This window comes from Hymenobacter qilianensis, from assembly GCF_014638675.1.
In the GTDB taxonomy this organism is placed as follows: Bacteria; Bacteroidota; Bacteroidia; order Cytophagales; family Hymenobacteraceae; genus Hymenobacter; species Hymenobacter qilianensis.
In genome coordinates this window covers 1099875-1117451 of record NZ_BMFN01000002.1, presented here as the reverse complement: position 1 = coordinate 1117451, position 17577 = coordinate 1099875, and the positions used below count along the sequence as shown (strand labels likewise).

Sequence of the window (17577 nt, the reverse complement as noted above, 5' to 3'; positions counted from 1 at the left end):
GTTATCAGGCGGCTAAGGCTTTCTCAACCTCTTCCTGCTTTTTGCTGTGCTTCTTAGCCGTGGCAAAATACGAGTACATTACCGGTACCACGTACAGCGTGAGGCCAGTGGCGAAAAAAAGCCCCCCAACCACCCCGATACCCATGGCCCGGCGGCTAAGCGCGCCCGCACCGGTAGCGATGGCAATAGGCAGAATACCCAGGATGGCGCATAAGCTGGTCATCAGGATGGGCCGCAGACGGGCAGTCGAGCCTTCTATCAAGCCCGTCATATAGTCGGCCCCTTGCTCTACGCGCTGGTTAGCAAACTCCACAATCAGGATACCGTTCTTGGTCACCAGCCCGATAAGCATGATGATACCGATTTGCGAAAACAGGTTCAGGCTCTGATTGAAGTACCACAAGCTCAACAGGGCCCCCGATAATGCCAACGGCACCGTCACCATGATAATCAGTGGGTCGCGGAAACTCTCAAACTGCGCCGCCAGCACCAGATAAATGAGTACCAGCGCTAAGCCGAAAGCAAAAACCAGGGAAGAAGAGCTTTCCTGGAAGTCGCGGGAAGCACCTGAAAGCTCGGTAGAAAAGGTTTCGTCCAGCTGCTTATCGGCAATTGCCTGCATGGCGGCAATACCACCACCGAGTGTCTGGCCAGGTGCCAGCGAAGCAGAAAAAGTAGCCGAGTTGTAGCGGTTCGTACGGTAGAGCTGCGGCGGCGTGCTACTTTCTGTCAGGCGAATCACGTTGTCCAATTGCACCAGTGTGCCGTCGGTGCTTTTCACCGACAGCAGACGCACATCCAAGGGTTGATTCCGATCTTCGCGGGCTACTTGACCAATGATTTGGTACTGCTTGCTGCCCCGAATAAAGTAGCCGTAACGCTGTCCGCTCAAGCCCGCTTGAAGAGTCTGGCTGATGCTCTGCACCGATACGCCTAAGCTCTGCGCCTTTTCGCGGTCAATGGTAATGCGAAGCTCTGGCTTATTAAACTTCAGGTTGACGTCCACAAACTGGAAAGTAGGGTCTTCGCGGGCTGCCGCCAAGAATTTCGGCACTGCCGTCCGCAGCTTCTCAAAATCCTGGGTTTGAATAACAAACTGAACCGGTAAGCCGCCCCCGCCATTACCGATACTTTGATCCTGCGAAACCGAAGTACGCGCTGCGGAAAGGCGTTTCACTCCATTCGATAAGGTAGCCGCAATCTGGTCTTGGTTTAGCGGCCGATTATCGGCCTCAACCAACATCACGCGGGCAATACCTGAGTTGCTACCACCGCCGAAACCGGGAGAGGTGACCGTATAGACACTGTTTAAATTTTCCTTGCTGACCGAGTCGGTAATGAGCTTCGTAAGATCGGCCATATAATCCTCCATGTACTCAAACGAGGCTCCTTCTGGCCCGGTAGCGTTGATGTTGATCCGGCTACGATCTTCCACGGGGGCCAATTCGGAAGGGATAAGTTGCAGGAAGCCCCAAATACCGACGCCCGTGCCTACCACCATCACCCACGCCATCCAGCGGTTGCGCAGAAAGGTGTTGAGACTGTTTTCATAGCCGGAAGTCATGCGCTCAAAAAACGGCTCCGTCTTGCGATAAAACCAGTTGTGCTTTTCCTGACGCTTCAGTAGCACCGAGCACATCATGGGCGTAAGCGTGAGCGAGACAAAAGCGGAAATCAGTACCGAACCGGCCACCACAATCCCGAATTCGCGGAAAAGGCGCCCCGTAATACCTGTCAGGAAAACCACGGGCAGGAATACCGCCGCCAGCACCACCGTCGTGCTGACTACAGCCAGCAGGATTTCCTCGGAGCCTTTGATGGCGGCCGTTCTAGGGTCTTCGCCGTCTTCAATGCGGGAATAGATATTTTCCAGTACCACAATGGCATCATCTACCACCAGGCCAATAGCCAGTACAATGGCCAGTAGCGTGAGCACATTGATGGAGAAGTTTAGCAAGTACATTACGAAGAATATACCCACCAAGGACACCGGAATGGCCACCACCGGAATAAGGGTGGAGCGCCAATCGCGCAGAAATAGAAAGATTATAACAACCACCAGCACAAAGGCTTCGATAATTGTGTGCTCTACTTCGGCAATAGATTGACGGATGAAGATAGAGTAGTCAACACCCGTTTGAAGTTTTAAATCATTCGGCAAATCCTTGCTATAAAGCTCAATGCGCTTGTTGAACTCATCGGCAATATCGATCTGGTTGGAACCCGGCTGTGGTACCACGGCCAAGGCTACTCCGGGGGTTCCGTTCACCCGGAAAATCGTTTGATCGTTCTCTGGATACAGTTCAGCGTAGCCAATGTCGGAAAGCCGTACCAGGGAAGAAGCGTCTTTCCGAATTATAAGATTGTTGAATTCCTCAACGGAAGTAAGGCGGCCCATAGTCCGCAGGGTGAGCTGCGTATTCTGGCCCGTTACGGCACCGCTGGGCAATTCCACGTTTTCACGGCTAAGGGCCGCTTGCACGTCAACAGGCGACACGCCCAGGGCCGATAGCTTCACTGGGTCCAGCCACAGACGCATAGAGTACTTGCGCTCGCCGTACACCCGGATTTCCGATACGCCCGGAATGGTTTGGAGGCGCTCCTTTAGGGTATTGTTGGCATAGTCAGTCAACTCCAGCAGGTTGCGCCGATTCGAGCTCAGGTAAGTGATTACAATGGGCTGCGAGTCGGCGTTGGCCTTGCTAACTACCGGCGGATCTATATCGCGGGGCAGGCGGCCCTGAGCACCCGAAACCTTGTCGCGCACGTCGTTGGCAGCGGTTTCCAGGTCGGCATCGAGGTCAAACTCTACCGTAATCTGGGTACGACCGTCGCGGGAGTTAGAAGTCAGGTTTTTGATACCGGCAATGCCGTTCAGGGCTTCCTCCAACGGCTCCGTTACCTGTCCCTGCATTACATCGGCCGAAGCACCGGTGTAGCTGGCCGAAACAGTGATAATAGGCGGATCAACGCTGGGATATTCCCGAACACTTAAATACCGGAACCCAATAACGCCAAATATCACGATGACGAGGCTCATCACGATGGCGAGAACGGGCCGGTTGATACTGGTTGAGGATAAGCTCATAAGGATTGGAAGAGTAAAAAAGCCCCCCGCTTATAAAAGCAGAGGTAGGCTTACTTAATCACGCGTACAGCGTCGCCGGGCTTCACTTGTAGAATACCGGTTCGAATCACGGAGTCACCTACGGCCAAGCCATCGGTTATCTGAATCACTTTATCAGAGCGAATACCGATTTTTACCTTCTTGGGGGCCATTTTCCCGTTTTCTACCGTGTACACACTGTAGCCGCTGGCTTCCGGAATCACGGCCTCGGTGGGCACCTGCAAAGCATCAGTTGATGCGCCGAGCTGCAGGTTCACTTTTACGAAAGCGCCGGGACGCAGCTCGTCTTTGGTGTTGGCGTAGCGGGCACGCACGGGTTGGGTGCGGCTTACGGGGTCAATCTGAGGATCGATGGCGTAAACCTTAGCGTCGTACTGCTTATTGGTACCTTCATCAGTCACCTTCACCACGTCGCCGACGCGCACATTGTTAGCAAAGCGGCCGGGCACGGCAAAGTCAATCTTGACGGGCCGCACGCGGGAAAGCGTCGTGATTTCAAAGCCAGGGCTCACATAAGTGCCAACGGTGGCAGTCGTCAGGCCAAGCACTCCATCGAAGGGAGCACGTACGAAAGCGCGGTCGAGGGTGGCCCGTAGCGCCTGCAAGTCCGATTGGGCCGTGAGGTACTGGTTATTGGCCTGCTCATATTCCTGAGCACTGATATATTCCTTCTCCAGCAGCGTGCGCTGGCGCCGCTCCTGGTCGCGGTAGAGCTTAATATTGTATTCCTGCTTGCGAATAGCTGCCTGCGCTTCATCGGCATTGATGCTGAAAAGCAACTGGCCTTTCTTCACCGGCTGGCCTTCCCTGATGTTCAGGCTGGTGATTTTGCCAGAAAGCTCGCTTTTAATAACTACCGATTCGTCGGGGAGAACTGAGCCGGTAGCGGCCACCTGATCAGATAAATTGGTGGGTTGTACCACATACACCTGCACTGGAGCTTTAGCGCCTCCACCGCCACCCGCGCCCCCACGGCCACCGCCCGGAGCACTTTTGCCCCCTGGACCTCCTTTTCCACCCGCCGTGGGGGAAGGAAAGTAACGCATCTTAACAAAAACCGCTGCGGCAATGGCTGCTACAGTCAGGACAATCCAGAGTATTCTGCGCCCGGGGCGCGACTCTTCTATCTCTTCGGGCACAAGTACTTCTTTCTCCTTAGTTTGCATGTGATGAGGGAGCTATTCCCAACTCAGTATCAGTGTTATAAAGACCTTTGGGGGCAGCGATGTATATCAACGCCGCGGCCCCTTCGTAAGTTTAGTTGTAGCCGTCGGGAGGGGTAAATAAGTGGTTCAGATAAAGTATCCGCAAGCCGATTTTGCCCCCCAGTGGCATTAGCTGCCCTTTTTAAAATGGTTCGCCTAGCCACTTATGACACAAAAAAAGCCTGCAGGTTGCAGGCTTTTTTGTAAAAATATTCAGAAAGCTTACATCGCCTTCTGGTTCAGGTAGTTCTTCGCCAGGTCGTTGAGTTTGGTATCAGTCAGTTGCTCTTCCTGCAATGACTGACGGAGCAAAGAAGCCGCTTCGCTGTGGCCCAGGCGCTCGGCGTAGTGAGCAGCCGTACCGTAGCCAGCAATTTCGTAGTGCTCGATGCGCTGGGAGGAGGCAATCAGGGCAGCGTCCATTACTTCGTCGGTTGCATTCTCCGACATGGTTTCATTGCCTTCGGCAATCAGTCCTTCCATTGCTTTGCAGGTGTGGCCGCTCAGCTTCAGGTCCATTGCCTTACCGATTTGCTCCAGTCGGGCCACCTGGTTTTTGGTTTCCTGCAGGTGCTTCTCAAAACCTTGGCGCAAACGCCCATCTTTAGCTTCAGCCGCCATTTTTGGCAGGGCCTTCACCAGCTGATTCTCGGCGCTGTAAAGGTCTTTGAGTTGCATTTCGAATAAATCGTCGAGGCTTTCTAGTTTGTCGAACATAGCAGTTTGTTAGGTTGGATGGGTTGAGGAATTAAAACGAGAAACAAAACGAGGCTCTTGCTAAGCCTCGTCCTGCTATGGTACGACTGTAAGGGGAGTCGGGTTAGTATAAAAAAACGGTATTTTGCTACAGTGGAGCTTGTTTTGCTGGCCGGTTTGGACGCGGTTTTCCGTTTACTTTGCCCTATGAACACACCCAAAGAACAGGCAGACAGCCAGCGCAATTTTTTTCAGGATGTGCACGAAGTTGTTCGGCTGATTCCGCCCGGCCGGGTGAGTACGTACGGCGCTATCGCGCACTACCTCGGTGCCCGCCACGGGGCGCGTATGGTAGGGTATGCCCTCATTGCTGCCGTGCCGGCCCGCGGACTGGAGCAGGTACCGGCCCAACGCGTCGTCAATAGGAACGGTTTGCTTACGGGGCGCCACCATTTTGCTACGCCTACCGCCATGCAGGAAACACTGGAAGCCGAAGGCGTACGGGTAGCCGACGATCAGGTGCAGGATTTTAAAAAGGTCTTCTGGGACCCAGCGCAGGAGTTAATCTAGTATGTAGCGCCAGCCGCTGACCACGCAAAATCAGCTGGCGAATTCACTAAAAAGCCCCCCAGATATTTGCTGGGGGGCTTTTTAGTGAAGCAGTAATATATTATGAATCATTTCTTAAGCAACGAAGCAGGCCGGGCTATCTTCTGACGAATAACAACTTCGATAGACTTCCGCACCTCTTCCGGGTTCGCGTTTTTGAGCAGATAGCCATGCGCGCCCTCGGCCCGCAGATTGTCGATCAATTCAGGCTCATCATGCATAGAAATAATAATGACCCGCACATACGGGTATTGAACCCGAAGCAGCCGAATCGTTTGCAAACCGTCGAGCACGGGCATCTGCAAGTCCATCAGAATCACGTCGGGCACTACCCCAAAGTCCAATCGCTCCAGAAGCTCTTGTCCGTCGCCGGCTTCGAACAGGACCTCCATACCAGTAAAACCACTAACCAAAGCCCGTAAACCTTTACGAAATAACAAATGGTCATCAACAACCGCGACGCGAATAATATCACTATTCATGGATATGTGCATTTATATTTGCCTGATCATTAACAAGATAGGGAATTGGGAGTGTAATCCAAACCCGAGTACCATCGCCCGGAGCAGACTCATGGTGAAGGGTGCCGCGCAGCACGGCCACCCGGCTTCGTAAGTTGGTAAGCCCCAGCCCAGTACGGGTGCCGGGGGCGGGCACACTCTCGTTGGCAATGGGGTTAAATCCTATTCCATCATCACTGTAATGTAAGCTGAGCTGCTGCTCTTGAAAGTTAACAGCAATGCGCAACGTATCGGCTTGTGCATGTTTGAGGCCATTGCCCAGCAGCTCCTGCGCAATGCGGTACACAATCAATTCCAGGGCAGGATCGAGGCGGCGGGGGGTGCCTTCCTGCTCTATAAAGACCTTCGTTTGCGCATCAGGCGGTACGGTGCGGGCCAGCGCATCCAGCGCGAAGGGCAGCCCGAACTTCTGTAAAGCTGCCGGCAACAGATTACGAGAAATCCGTCGCACCTCCGTAATTACCTGGTCGAGCAGATCGGTGGCTTCCTTTGTGCGGGCGGGGTCGCCGAGAGAGTGCAAGTGCATTTTGGCAATGGCCAGTGTGGTGCCCACCCCATCATGCAGATCGGCAGCAATGCGCTGGCGCTCTTCTTCCTGGGCAAGCAGAGCGGCTTCAAGTGCCTGTTGCTGACCATCTTCGCGCATCTTCTGCAACTCCAGCTGCTGTCGCATGCGCCGCCGCTGATCCCGGATCACAAACGTCACAATGCCGCCGGCCAGCAGCAGCAGAATGGGTGTGATAAGCAGGAGGGCAATAAGCTCCTTCGACATAATGGGCAACTTCACCAAGTCTCACCATCTGCTAACAGACGCGTACTTAGTGGGAAGAAAGTATTAGATTAAAACAACAGCCAAGAATATGGAGAAATGCCCCCCATAGTACGGATAAAGGTAACTAAGAGCGAATGTTAAATACCTAACACTTTCGAAGTTCCTCATTCCGTAGCTGCTCAGAAAGCGGCTGGTACAGCAAGCGGAAAGGGCGCGGCTGCCAACTACTGTAATGCAGCCATTTAGGCAGGGCACGGCGGGGAGCAGTGCTAAGCGGATAAAAGGCGAACATCCAAGCTAATAGCGCCATAGCAATGGCAAAAAGCAGTACATCTGGCGTAGTAAAAAGCCTGTCTAAATTCAGCCTTGTATGATAGTCATAGTCAGAAATATAGATTGTTTTGACTGCTACAAAAGAGATAATTGAGCACGAACTGTATAGTAGCACCGCCACACTCAAAAAGAAGTCTGGTTGTTTTTCCAGCGCAGTATAGGGGGATGAGTTAATTAAATGGGAAATATGAACCAATGCCAAAACAATAAGAATAGTGCAGCCAAAAGAATGCGAATAGGTATTGAGATAAGTGAACAAGCCACTTAAGAAAGCGGCATCTAGGAAGGCAACTCCTGAAAAGAGAATTAAGCTTATCGGAATAGCTGCTCGAACGCGACTAGGAGGTAGCAGGCGGCGGTATGTCTGAGCTACGAAAAAAACGAGCAGAAGCGTGCCTAAGTGATAGATATAGATGTTGTTATGAATTGTGATTCGACTTATTCTATCTAAAAAAAAGAAAAATGCTTCGGCGCCAATGTAGTAGTAGACTGGCTTGAGCTTGTAAGGAATATTGCGCCGCCTTAGAAAAGCCACCGCAAACGGCAACAAAGGCGCGGCCTCTAAAACCCGATTAACGAGATGAAGCCGCGCCCAAGAGTCCATAGTAATTTGATTGGTCGTAAATAACAGTAGTGCTACTGCATCAGCGGACTATTGGGGTCGCAATTATCAGGGCACCCCATAGGGGTATCGCCCACTGCATCGTCTCCGTCGTCTGGTAAAGTACCGTCACTCATACGGTGAGGCAGCAAGTCGTTGCCTTTGTCATCGACGCCAACTACTACCACCCGGCCTACGCCCAAATCATCGATGGCCTGATAGAAGCGCAAACCGGCACATTCAGGCTTCTCATTTAGCATATCAAGCAGAAAATCTTTGCCGAAATAGTGCGATAATGTAGGCTTGTCGGTTGGTTGGTTGTGGTCCCGGCGAAATTTCTCAGTCCAGCGAACCGCATCTTTTAGCTTCATTCGTTTGCCGGCGCAGGGGTCAAATGGGGGTATAGTAACGTCCATAAAAGTGAGTGTGAAATAGGTGTGTTAGGAATAGAAATGAAGCCAGATACACCATAAGCATATTGGCGGATCCAAATATAAGTATGGCCTGTTGGATTAAAACATGCCACACCTGTATCATTTGAAAATAAGCTATTACATATCACACTCAAATTCGGAGTGCCTCAGGGCCACTTAGAAAGGCAGCTGGCCAGAGGCATCGGGCGGCGGAGCCATAGGACGAGGACGCAAGACCCGACCACTTGAAACGGGCGGGGGAGGAGTCTGATCCGCATCATCTTCGTCCGTGAAATCTTCTTGCAGTTCGTCTTCGTCGTCCAGGTTTTCAAACACACGGTCGATAGCCGATTCGGCGGAGCGGAGCTTTTGCTTGCACAGCCGGATCAGCTCGGCGGAGCGCTGCACGCGGGCCGTAAGGTCGTCCACGTCTATTGTATCGGTTTCGAGGGCTCGCAGAATGGTTTCCAGCTCTTCAATAGCTTGGCGATAAGTCAGGTCGTTGGTCATGGGGAAAGGTGTCAGGCAGCGCTTAGCAAACTAAGTAGGCCGCACAGTAATGGAAATATAAAGTGGGGGGCTTTTTTTATAAGTAAAAGCATCGTTACAGCCGGCTATGCTGCTTTTATACTGTATTACGCTAGCTAAGCCAGGGTTGAGAGTTTAGCCGGAAGCAGCAGTGTCTTGTGATGGAAGTACGGTTGCAGTGCCTGCCAAAAAGCCCCCCAGCGCTTCAGGCACTGCTGCGGGCCGCAACTGCGCCAGTCGTAGCTCGGCCCGATGCAGCAGGCGCTCAGTGGCCAGCTGCAACTGGTAGCGCCGACGCAGCAGCTGTAATTGGCGTCGCTGCTGGTGGCGCCGAAACCGTTGGGCCAAGGCCCGGCCAAACGTGCGCAGCTGTCGTTGCTGACCAGCCAGCGCCTGTTGGGCCGCCCGCTGCGCTACATGACGGGTCCGATCCAGAATGCGGTGCTGCTGCCTCAGCTGTGCCCGCGGAGCCGTGGCCGCCTGCCGGATGCGCTGATGCAGGAGGGTGCGCTGCTCTATAAACTGCGTTTGAGCCGCTTGGTGCGTGTAGCGCACAAGCCGGTGCAGCTGGTCGGCAGCGGTTTGAACCTGACCTAATGACAGCTCCCGAATACGCTCGGCGTAGCCATCAAAAGCAGCATCGAGGCGAGCCAGGCGATCCAGGAAGAAAATAGCAACGGCCGTAGGCGTTTTCAGGGCCGTGTGCGCCGTCAGGTCAACTACTGCTTCGTCGCGCTCGTGGCCGATGCCGGTAATAACGGGCACGGGAAAAGCTCCCACGGCGGCCGCCAGCCCATAATCGTCGAAGGCCAGCAGGTCGGTTTTTCCCCCACCGCCCCGAATAATAACCACCGCATCGAAGTAGCGTCGCCGGGGCCGTATATGGTCGAGCGCCGCCCGAATGCTGGCGGGCGCCTCCGTGCCTTGCATCAGCGCAGGCACCAGCGTTACGGAAAAATCAAACACCGATTCGCTGAGCTGCTGCATAAAATCCTGAAAGCCAGCGGCCGTGGGCGACGAAATAACGGCCAGGCGCTGGGGACCAATGGCAAGTGGCAGCCGCTTCTGCCTATCGAGCAGGCCCTTCGCGGTGAGCTTGCGCACGGTATCAAGGCGCTGGCGGGCCAGGTCGCCGACGGTATACGTCGGGTCGAGAGCCAGCACATCGAGGCTCAGGCCGTACTGCTCATGAAACTTGATTTGCACCCGCAGCATCACCTTCAGGCCCGGCTGTAGCTCCTGGCCAGTGGCTTCATAAAAAGCTGGTGCCAACGCCTGATAGCGCTGACTCCAGATGGTAGCGCGGGCCTGGGCCTTCAGCTCGGCGCCGCGGCCGGTGCGGTGCTGGTCGGTGAGGGTGAGGTAGCAGTGGGCGCCGTCGTGGCGAGGCGGGGTCAGCTCCGCAATTTCGGCGAGTACCCAATATGATTCGGCAAAGCGGTCAGTGAGGGTTTGCTTTACGCGCAGCAGCAGCTCGGCCAGGGGCAAAGCCAGCGGCGGACGGCTGGGGGGCAAATTTGGCTCGGGGCGACGATTAAAGAGCGGCGGCATAGGTAGCAAAGTACGCAATTGAGGGCGGCGGGAGCAAGGAAAAGCCGTGGAGTATATAGCTGTCTGAATTTGAGAAAGTAGAACTTAGCCCTCATCCATTTGCACGCTTTCGCTTATCTTTCTTGCCTCAACCTACTTTTCACTCATCCAAGTTCATATGAAAAACCTGAACAGTCTGACGCTGGCCGCCGTGGCCGCGGCGAGTTTTGCCTGGGCCGGGTGTAGCTCGTCGAAGACGCCGACCACCTCGGATACCGCTTCGACTACTACCACCGCGACTACCACTACTACTGCGGCTCCCGTAGTAAAGGGCGTGGGCCTGGACCCGGCCAATATTGATACGTCGGTAGACCCCTGCGACAACTTTTTTCAGTATGCTTCCGGCACTTGGCTGAAGAATAACCCCATCCCGGCCGCCGAATCGCGCTGGAGCTCTTGGAACGGGCTCATCAACCAGAACGAGGCCGTGATGCGCCAGATTCTGCAGGATGCCGCCGCCAATACCAGCGCCCCAAAAGGCAGCAACCTGCAAAAGGTAGGCGACTTCTACGCTTCCGCTATGGATTCGGCTGCTATTGATGCTGCCGGCCTGAAGCCGCTTCAGCCTGAGTTAAACCGCATTGCGGCCATCAAAGACTTGAAAGGTCTGCAGGCGTCGTTGGCGCGGCAGCAGATGCTGCGGACCCGTTCCGTATTCGGCGCAGGTGTGGCTCAAGACCGCAAAATCAGCACCCAGTACGCGGTGTATCTGTCGCAGGGCGGCCTGACGTTGCCCGACCGCGACTACTATCTGAAGGAGGACGGCCGCTCTAAAACCATCCGCACGGCTTACATGACATATCTGACCAATATGTTTAAGCTGCTCGGCGATAATGAAGCTACCGCTGCCAAGAACGCAAACACCGTGATGCGTCTGGAAACGCGGTTGGCAAAAGCTTCGAAGGACCGCGTAGCCATGCGCGACCCGTATGCCAACTACAACAAAATGACGGTGGCTGAGGCCAACAAGCAATTCCCGAACATGAACGTACCCGGCCTGTTGCAGCAGCTTGGCGTAGGTTCGGCGAAAGAAGTAATTGTTGGGCAGCCCGAGTTCCTGAAAGAAGCCAGCACGGCGCTGAAGTCGGAACCGCTTGCCGACTGGAAAACCTATCTGCGCTGGCACGTGGTATCATCGGTGGCCGATGCCTTGCCGAAGTCATTCAATGATGAGTCGTTCCGCTTCACGCAAGTGCTGACCGGGGCTAAAGAGCAGCAACCCCGCTGGAAACGCATGTTGCGTGCGACTGACGGCGCGTTGGGCGAAGCTTTCGGCCAGCTCTACGTGGACAAGGCTTTCACGCCCGAAACCAAGGAGAAGGCCATGGAAATGGTCAACAACATCCGTGAAGCGATGTCTGAGCATATCAAGCAGCTGGACTGGATGAGCGCGGCCACCAAAACGGAGGCTCAGAAAAAGCTGGACGCGTTCGTAGTGAAAATCGGCTATCCTGATAAGTGGAAGGACTATTCCGCGCTGGACATCTCGCGTGATTCGTATGTGCAAAACGTGCTGAACGCCCGCCAGTGGGATTATAAGTACAACGTGAGCAAGTTTGGCAAGCCCATCGATCGGGGCGAGTGGGGCATGACGCCGCCCACGGTGAACGCCTACTACAACTCTTCGCTGAATGAGATTGTGTTCCCCGCTGGCATCATGCAGCCGCCGTTCTTCGATCCGAAGGCCGATGACGCGGTAAACTACGGCGGCATGGGTGCCGTAATTGGTCACGAAATCACCCACGGCTTCGACGACCGTGGTCGTCAGTCTGATGCTGAAGGCAACCTGCGCGACTGGTGGACGAAGGAAGATGCGGAGAAGTTCACGCAGCGCGCCGACATGGTGGGAGCCCAATACAGCGCGTTCTCGCCCCTCGACTCGGTATTTGTAAATGGCAAGCTGACGATGGGCGAAAATCTGGCTGACTTTGGCGGTCTGAACATTGCGTTTACTGCCCTACAGAAGCAGTTAAAGAAGAAGTATCCGAACGGCGATGTGCCTAAGTACGATGGCTTTACGCCCGAGCAGCGCTTCTTCCTGTCGTGGGCTCAGATCTGGCGTACCAACGCCCGCCCCGAGTATCTGCGTCAGCAAGTGCTCACCGATTCGCACTCGCCAGCGCAGTACCGTACCAACGGCCCGCTGATGAACATGCCCCAGTTCTACGAGGCTTTCGGCTGTAAAGAAGATGCTAAAATGGTACGCGCTCAGAATCAGCGCGCCCGTATTTGGTAAGAAGCAGCTTCGTTAATTAAAGCTTAAAAAAAGCCCCGCAGAGACCTCTGGGGGGCTTTTTTGTGCCTTGTTGTTGTTCGCATTACTATTGCGCTCCAGCTTTTTCTTTATCTTTCTTCACTGAATTGTCTATTTCCCCCTCTTTTTTCGCATTTCCACCCACTTATGAAAAAACAAAAAAGCCTGACCCTGGCTATGGTAGCCGCGGCTGGGTTAGCCATGGCTAGCTGTGCAACCAGCACTCCGCCAGCCACCACCGACACAACCGCCACCACTACTACCGCCCCGGCCGAAGAGCCTATGGTAAAAGGAGTAGGTCTGGATGTTGCGAACATTGATAAGACGGTTGATCCTTGCCAAGATTTCAACCAGTTCGCTAGCGGTAACTGGATGAAAAACAACCCCGTGCCGGCGGCTGAGTCGTCATGGGGAAGTTTCAATGAGTTGTTTGATAAAAACAATGCCGTAATGCGGCAGATTCTGGACGAAGCTGCTGCCAACACTAGCGCCACCAAGGGTTCCAACGCGCAGAAAGTAGGCGACTACTACTTCACTGCCATGGACTCAATGGCGATTGAGAAGGCTGGAATGACGCCTCTGAAGCCAGAGCTGGACCGCCTTGCGGCCGTGAAGGACCTAAAAGGACTGCAAACGTTGCTGGCTCGTCATCAGATGCTGCGCACGGGTGCCTTCTTCGGCGCTTATGTGGGTCAGGATGACAAGATTAGCACCCAATATGCTGTCAATCTGTACCAAGGCGGCCTTAGCTTACCCGACCGCGATTATTACCTGAAGGACGACGCTCGCTCTAAAGCTATCCGCACGGCTTACCAGACGTATCTGACCAATACGTTTAAGCTCGCCGGTGATAGTGAGGCTGCCGCAGCGAAAAATGCGGCCACGGTGATGCGCATCGAGACGCGCCTTGCCAAAGCCAGCAAAGCCCGCGTGGATCTGCGCGACCCCTACGCCAACTACAACAAAATGACGGTGGCCGAAGCGAATAAGCAATTCCCCAATTTGGGTTTGCCTACTCTGTTGGCTAACAATAAGTTGGGCGCCGCAAAGGAAGTTATCGTAGGACAGCCTGCATTCTTTAAGGAGGCTAGTTCCCTCATGAAGGACACGCCCTTGGCTGACCTGAAGACCTACATGCGCTGGCACTTCGTGACCTCTATGACCTCGGCGCTGCCAAAGTCATTTGTGGATGAGTCGTTCCGCTTCAACCAGGTGTTGAGCGGCGCTAAGCAGCAACAGCCTCGCTGGAAGCGCATGCTACGCGCTACCGATGGGGCATTAGGCGAAGCTTTCGGTCAGCTTTATGTTGACAAAGCATTCCCCGGCGATGCCAAGGCCAAGGCTTTGGAGATGGTGAACAACCTGCGCGCGGCCTTCTCGGAGCACATTCAGAAGAACACTTGGATGAGCGCGGCCACCAAAGCAGAAGCCCAGAAAAAGCTGGATGCCTTCACTGTGAAAATCGGCTATCCTGATCAGTGGAAAGATTATTCGGCCCTGAATATCAGCCGCGATTCCTACGCTCAGAACCTTATTAATACCCGCATTTGGGCATTTAATGATAACGTGAGCAAGTTCGGGAAGCCCATCGACCGGAAGGAGTGGGGCATGACGCCGCCCACGGTGAATGCCTACTATAACCCGTCGATGAATGAGATTGTGTTTCCGGCCGGTATCCTGCAGCCGCCCTTCTTCGACCCCAACGCTGACGACGCGGTAAACTACGGCGGTATGGGCGCAGTAATTGGCCACGAGCTGACCCATGGTTTTGATGATCAAGGCCGTCAGTATGACGCTGAAGGCAACCTACGCGACTGGTGGACGAAGGAAGATGCAGAGAAGTTTGAAGCCCGCGCCGCTATTGTAGGGGCGCAGTACAGCGCGTTCTCGCCCCTCGACTCGGTTTTTGTGAATGGCAAGCTGACCATGGGTGAAAACTTGGCCGACCTCGGCGGCCTGAGCATTGCTTATACCGCTTTGCAGAAGCAGCTGGAAGGCAAGCCTAAAACCAAGATAGACGGCTTCACGCCCGAGCAGCGCTTCTTCCTGGCCTGGGCCCAGATCTGGCGTACTAACGCCCGGCCTGAATCTCTGCGCCAGCAGGTGCTCACTGATCCGCACTCCCCAGGTCAGTTCCGTACCAATGGTCCGCTCCAGAATATGCCCCAATTCTATGAGGCATTCGGCTGCAAGGACGACGCTAAAATGGTGCGCGCTGAAACCAGACGTGCCGTTATCTGGTAGAGCTTTTGGCTCTTGAATTACATAAAAAAGGCGGCCCGCATGATGCGAGCCGCCTTTTTTATTGCTGGAATAAGCGAGCCATATTAGTGTCCGTAATAGCTAGATGTCGTCATCAAATTTGCCCCCAGAAGCTTATGAAAAATCAATCGTCGCGGCTACGGCATTTTTTGCCCAGTATTCTCGTTTGGCTTATGTTGCTGGTCGGCTGTCAGAGTGCCGAGGAAAAACTGCAGGATCATCTGGCCAATCCGAAGGCCGGGGATGTGTATGTGGTGAGCTACCAGCCTGCGGGCACTACCAAGCCGAGCTACTTTTACTATCAACTCGTCCGCTTCACTGCCGACAGCGCTTTCTTTCATCCTGCACGCCGCGAGGTGCCTTCTGCTGATATAAGCCTGGAAAAGGAGCCTGATTTATTCAACCCTGATGATATTAAAAGCTTCTCACGCCAGGAACTGCGAGAGTTTACCCAAGCGCAGCAAGGCGACGCCTACAAGATATTGCTCACAGCTATTCGCCGTGAATAAGCGGAACCTCCTTACCAGACCGTCATGCAGAGGCGGAGCGAAGCATCTAGCTCGCTTCGTGGGGTTACTACCACAACATCAGCACGCGAGATGCTTCGCGCTGCTCTGCATGACGGATTGGGGTTATTAGCTTAAGATTTAAGCTACTTCTCTGCTACTTCTACCTTAATCGGTACGTCTTTCAGCGGCCATTTATAGGGGTCGACGGGCTCGGCGGCTATCTTATCAATCACTTCCAAGCCTTCCACTACCTCTCCAAACACAGTGTACTTTCCGTCCAGAGCGGGCACGCCGCCTACGCTGGCGTAGGTGCGCACCTGCTCGGGAGTGAGGGCGCGGCCAGCCATTTGGCGCGACTGGTCGGGGGTCAGCTTTTCGCCTTGCACAAAGTAAAAGTCGGTGGAGGAAGAGCGGCGGTCGGGGTTCTGATCGTCGTCGTAGCGGGCCATGCCCAGGGCGCCACGCTTATGAAAGCGCTGGGGCCGAAACTCCGGCGGCAGTCGGTAGCGGGCAATCCGGATGGTGCGATTTTCGCCCCGCCCGCCCTGAATCGCGAAGCCCTTAACTACGCGATTAAACACCGTTTCATCGAATACGCCCCGACGCGCCAATAGCAGAAAGTTGGCTTTATGAATTGGCGTATCATCGTAGAGGCGCACGCGCATATTGCCGTGGCGCGTGCGGATAACTACTTCATCGCCAGGATATTGATTTAGGTAAGGGGTGAGCAATGCGGCCACGTTGCTGTCGGCCAGGGCCGTAAGGTCGGGGCCGGGAAGGCTGGGTGCGGCGGGCGTTTCAGGCTCGGTGGGGGGCTTTTTTTCGGCTTGGCCGCAGCCTGTCAGTAGCCCGATGGTCAGCCAGCAAGCCAGCACCGCACAGTGCCTTCCTGGGGGGCAAATTCTTAGGTCAGTAAAGAAAAACGGCATACAACTACGCTGATGCACGGACCAGATTCAGCCTGTGGCCCGTTGGGTGAAGCCTAAAAAAAGGTGTTGCCCTCCCTTCAGGAAGACAACACCCAAATCTAAGTAGCTGGCGCTAAAAGCGAACGACTACATTTTCATTCCCATTTTCTTGGCAATGTCCTTGAACATCTGCGGGTCGTAGTCGTCGGCGCCGGGCGAGTTGAGCTGGGGCTCCTCTTCCAGCTCGGGGTACGGCACACCCTGGAAACCACCCTGAATCAGTTCCAGCGGCTGGCCATCTTCCGGATGATTGCCATTCCAGATAATACCGGCCTGCTTGTAATCATCTGGGCTGAATGTATATAGCTTGAGGTGCAGCTTCTGCTGATCCTGAAGCTTTTTGGCTTCGGGGAAAGCATCGTTGCTCAGCTCGGGTACGGGCACCAGCTTGGTTACTTCCACACCAGTCAGCTTTTCGAGGGCTTTGGCATAGGCTACTACGTGCAGGCCGCCGCGCACCAGCAGATAGCCCACCATGGTGCGGGCGCAGGGATCGGTCACCATTTCATACACCCGCATCTTGTTGGCGCGGGCGCCGCACTCCAGAAAAAAGTTGTGCAATAAGTCCAGCTTCAGGTTGCCGCTGCTGTGCACGTATTGGCCGGTCCAGGGGTTGCCCATCGAATCGAAAGGCATGGCGGTTTGCGCGCTGCTCAAGAAATGGTAGCTATTACGGGCATCTACGGCACCTTTCAGCGGGCCCGACACCGGGTCTTTTCCGCGCACCGTCTGGCCGGTGAGCAGCAGGTTGATGGCGTATGATACGGCTTCGATGTGGCTATATTCTTCGGCCGCGATGCTGCACGTTAGGTCATAGAAGGGGCGGAGCCGGTCGCGGCCCCGAAAGTTGAACGACTGAAACGTGTAGTTCATCAGAGTCGACATCTCCCCGTATTTGCCCCCCAGCAGCTCCTGAATGGCGGCGGCATCATTGGGCGAGGGATTTTTGGGCTTGGGCAGCTCAACGGCCAGCCGATCATAGCGTAAGATCATAGCGGTAGTGTGGTAAAGGATGGAAGTGAAAGAATATAGTACCTCGTCTGGCTCAAAAGCGCGGCAAAGCCTATTAACCTTACGGTTCTGTCTGCCCTTAGTTCGTTGTAATTAGCTGAAGCTCAACTATATAATTATGTCATTTGGGCGCTAACTACCTGAGTATAACCCTGCCAGCGCCACTGCCGCCCGTGTT

Annotated in this window: 15 protein-coding genes; 4 read left to right on the top strand and 11 right to left on the bottom strand. The window is 54.5% G+C overall.

Features of this window, described 5'->3' with window-relative positions; genetic code table 11:
* Positions 1-4: 4 nt before the first annotated feature.
* From IEW06_RS12410 to IEW06_RS12400, 3 genes are all read right to left on the bottom strand, one after another.
* On the bottom strand, positions 5-3088 hold the full coding sequence (locus IEW06_RS12410; protein ID WP_188548358.1) for an efflux RND transporter permease subunit: 3084 nt from the start codon (positions 3086-3088) through the stop codon (positions 5-7).
* Between the two features lie 50 nt (positions 3089-3138).
* A complete protein-coding gene (locus IEW06_RS12405; protein ID WP_187732805.1) occupies positions 3139-4293 on the bottom strand; it encodes an efflux RND transporter periplasmic adaptor subunit in 1155 nt (384 codons plus the stop codon).
* A 261-nt stretch (positions 4294-4554) separates the two neighbouring features.
* Positions 4555-5049 (bottom strand): YciE/YciF ferroxidase family protein, encoded by a 495-nt coding sequence (locus IEW06_RS12400; RefSeq protein WP_187732804.1) that lies wholly within the window; start codon positions 5047-5049, stop codon positions 4555-4557.
* A gap of 186 nt (positions 5050-5235) precedes the next feature.
* Between IEW06_RS12400 and IEW06_RS12395 the strand changes: the two genes are divergently transcribed.
* On the top strand, positions 5236-5598 hold the full coding sequence (locus tag IEW06_RS12395; RefSeq protein ID WP_187732803.1) for an MGMT family protein: 363 nt from the start codon (positions 5236-5238) through the stop codon (positions 5596-5598).
* A gap of 107 nt (positions 5599-5705) precedes the next feature.
* Here the strand turns inward: IEW06_RS12395 and IEW06_RS12390 are convergent, their stop codons facing one another.
* The 6 genes from IEW06_RS12390 to xseA form a co-directional block, all read right to left on the bottom strand.
* Entirely contained in the window at positions 5706-6119 is a 414-nt protein-coding gene (locus IEW06_RS12390; protein ID WP_187732802.1) for a response regulator, read from the bottom strand.
* Positions 6112-6930, bottom strand: coding sequence for a sensor histidine kinase (locus tag IEW06_RS12385; RefSeq protein WP_188548357.1), 819 nt, complete (start codon positions 6928-6930; stop codon positions 6112-6114). Before IEW06_RS12385 ends, IEW06_RS12390 begins: the two co-directional genes overlap by 8 nt.
* A gap of 145 nt (positions 6931-7075) precedes the next feature.
* The gene (locus tag IEW06_RS12380) at positions 7076-7867 is read right to left on the bottom strand and encodes a hypothetical protein (protein WP_187732800.1); all 792 of its coding nucleotides are present in this window, start codon (positions 7865-7867) and stop codon (positions 7076-7078) included.
* Positions 7868-7899: 32 nt separating this feature from the next.
* Positions 7900-8280, bottom strand: coding sequence for a hypothetical protein (locus IEW06_RS12375; RefSeq protein WP_187732799.1), 381 nt, complete (start codon positions 8278-8280; stop codon positions 7900-7902).
* 174 nt (positions 8281-8454) lie between these two features.
* Positions 8455-8787, bottom strand: coding sequence for an exodeoxyribonuclease VII small subunit (gene xseB / locus IEW06_RS12370; protein WP_187732798.1), 333 nt, complete (start codon positions 8785-8787; stop codon positions 8455-8457).
* Between the two features lie 153 nt (positions 8788-8940).
* Positions 8941-10356 carry an exodeoxyribonuclease VII large subunit gene (gene xseA, locus IEW06_RS12365; RefSeq protein WP_188548356.1) on the bottom strand — a complete coding sequence of 472 codons (1416 nt, stop codon included), beginning with the start codon at positions 10354-10356 and terminating at the stop codon, positions 8941-8943.
* A 157-nt stretch (positions 10357-10513) separates the two neighbouring features.
* Between xseA and IEW06_RS12360 the strand changes: the two genes are divergently transcribed.
* The 3 genes from IEW06_RS12360 (at position 10514) to IEW06_RS12350 (ending at position 15420) form a co-directional block, all read left to right on the top strand.
* Complete coding sequence (locus IEW06_RS12360; protein WP_187732796.1) at positions 10514-12631, top strand: M13 family metallopeptidase; 2118 nt, start codon at positions 10514-10516, stop codon at positions 12629-12631.
* A 165-nt stretch (positions 12632-12796) separates the two neighbouring features.
* Positions 12797-14893: a M13 family metallopeptidase gene (locus IEW06_RS12355; protein ID WP_187732795.1), complete on the top strand. Its 2097-nt coding sequence runs from the start codon at positions 12797-12799 to the stop codon at positions 14891-14893.
* A gap of 134 nt (positions 14894-15027) precedes the next feature.
* Positions 15028-15420: a hypothetical protein gene (locus IEW06_RS12350; protein ID WP_187732794.1), complete on the top strand. Its 393-nt coding sequence runs from the start codon at positions 15028-15030 to the stop codon at positions 15418-15420.
* Between the two features lie 143 nt (positions 15421-15563).
* On the opposite strand, the gene IEW06_RS12345 is transcribed toward IEW06_RS12350, so the two are convergent.
* Positions 15564-16349, bottom strand: coding sequence for a peptidylprolyl isomerase (locus tag IEW06_RS12345; protein ID WP_188548355.1), 786 nt, complete (start codon positions 16347-16349; stop codon positions 15564-15566).
* A gap of 126 nt (positions 16350-16475) precedes the next feature.
* On the bottom strand, positions 16476-17381 hold the full coding sequence (locus tag IEW06_RS12340) for a manganese catalase family protein (RefSeq protein ID WP_188548354.1): 906 nt from the start codon (positions 17379-17381) through the stop codon (positions 16476-16478).
* Positions 17382-17577 lie beyond the last annotated feature (196 nt).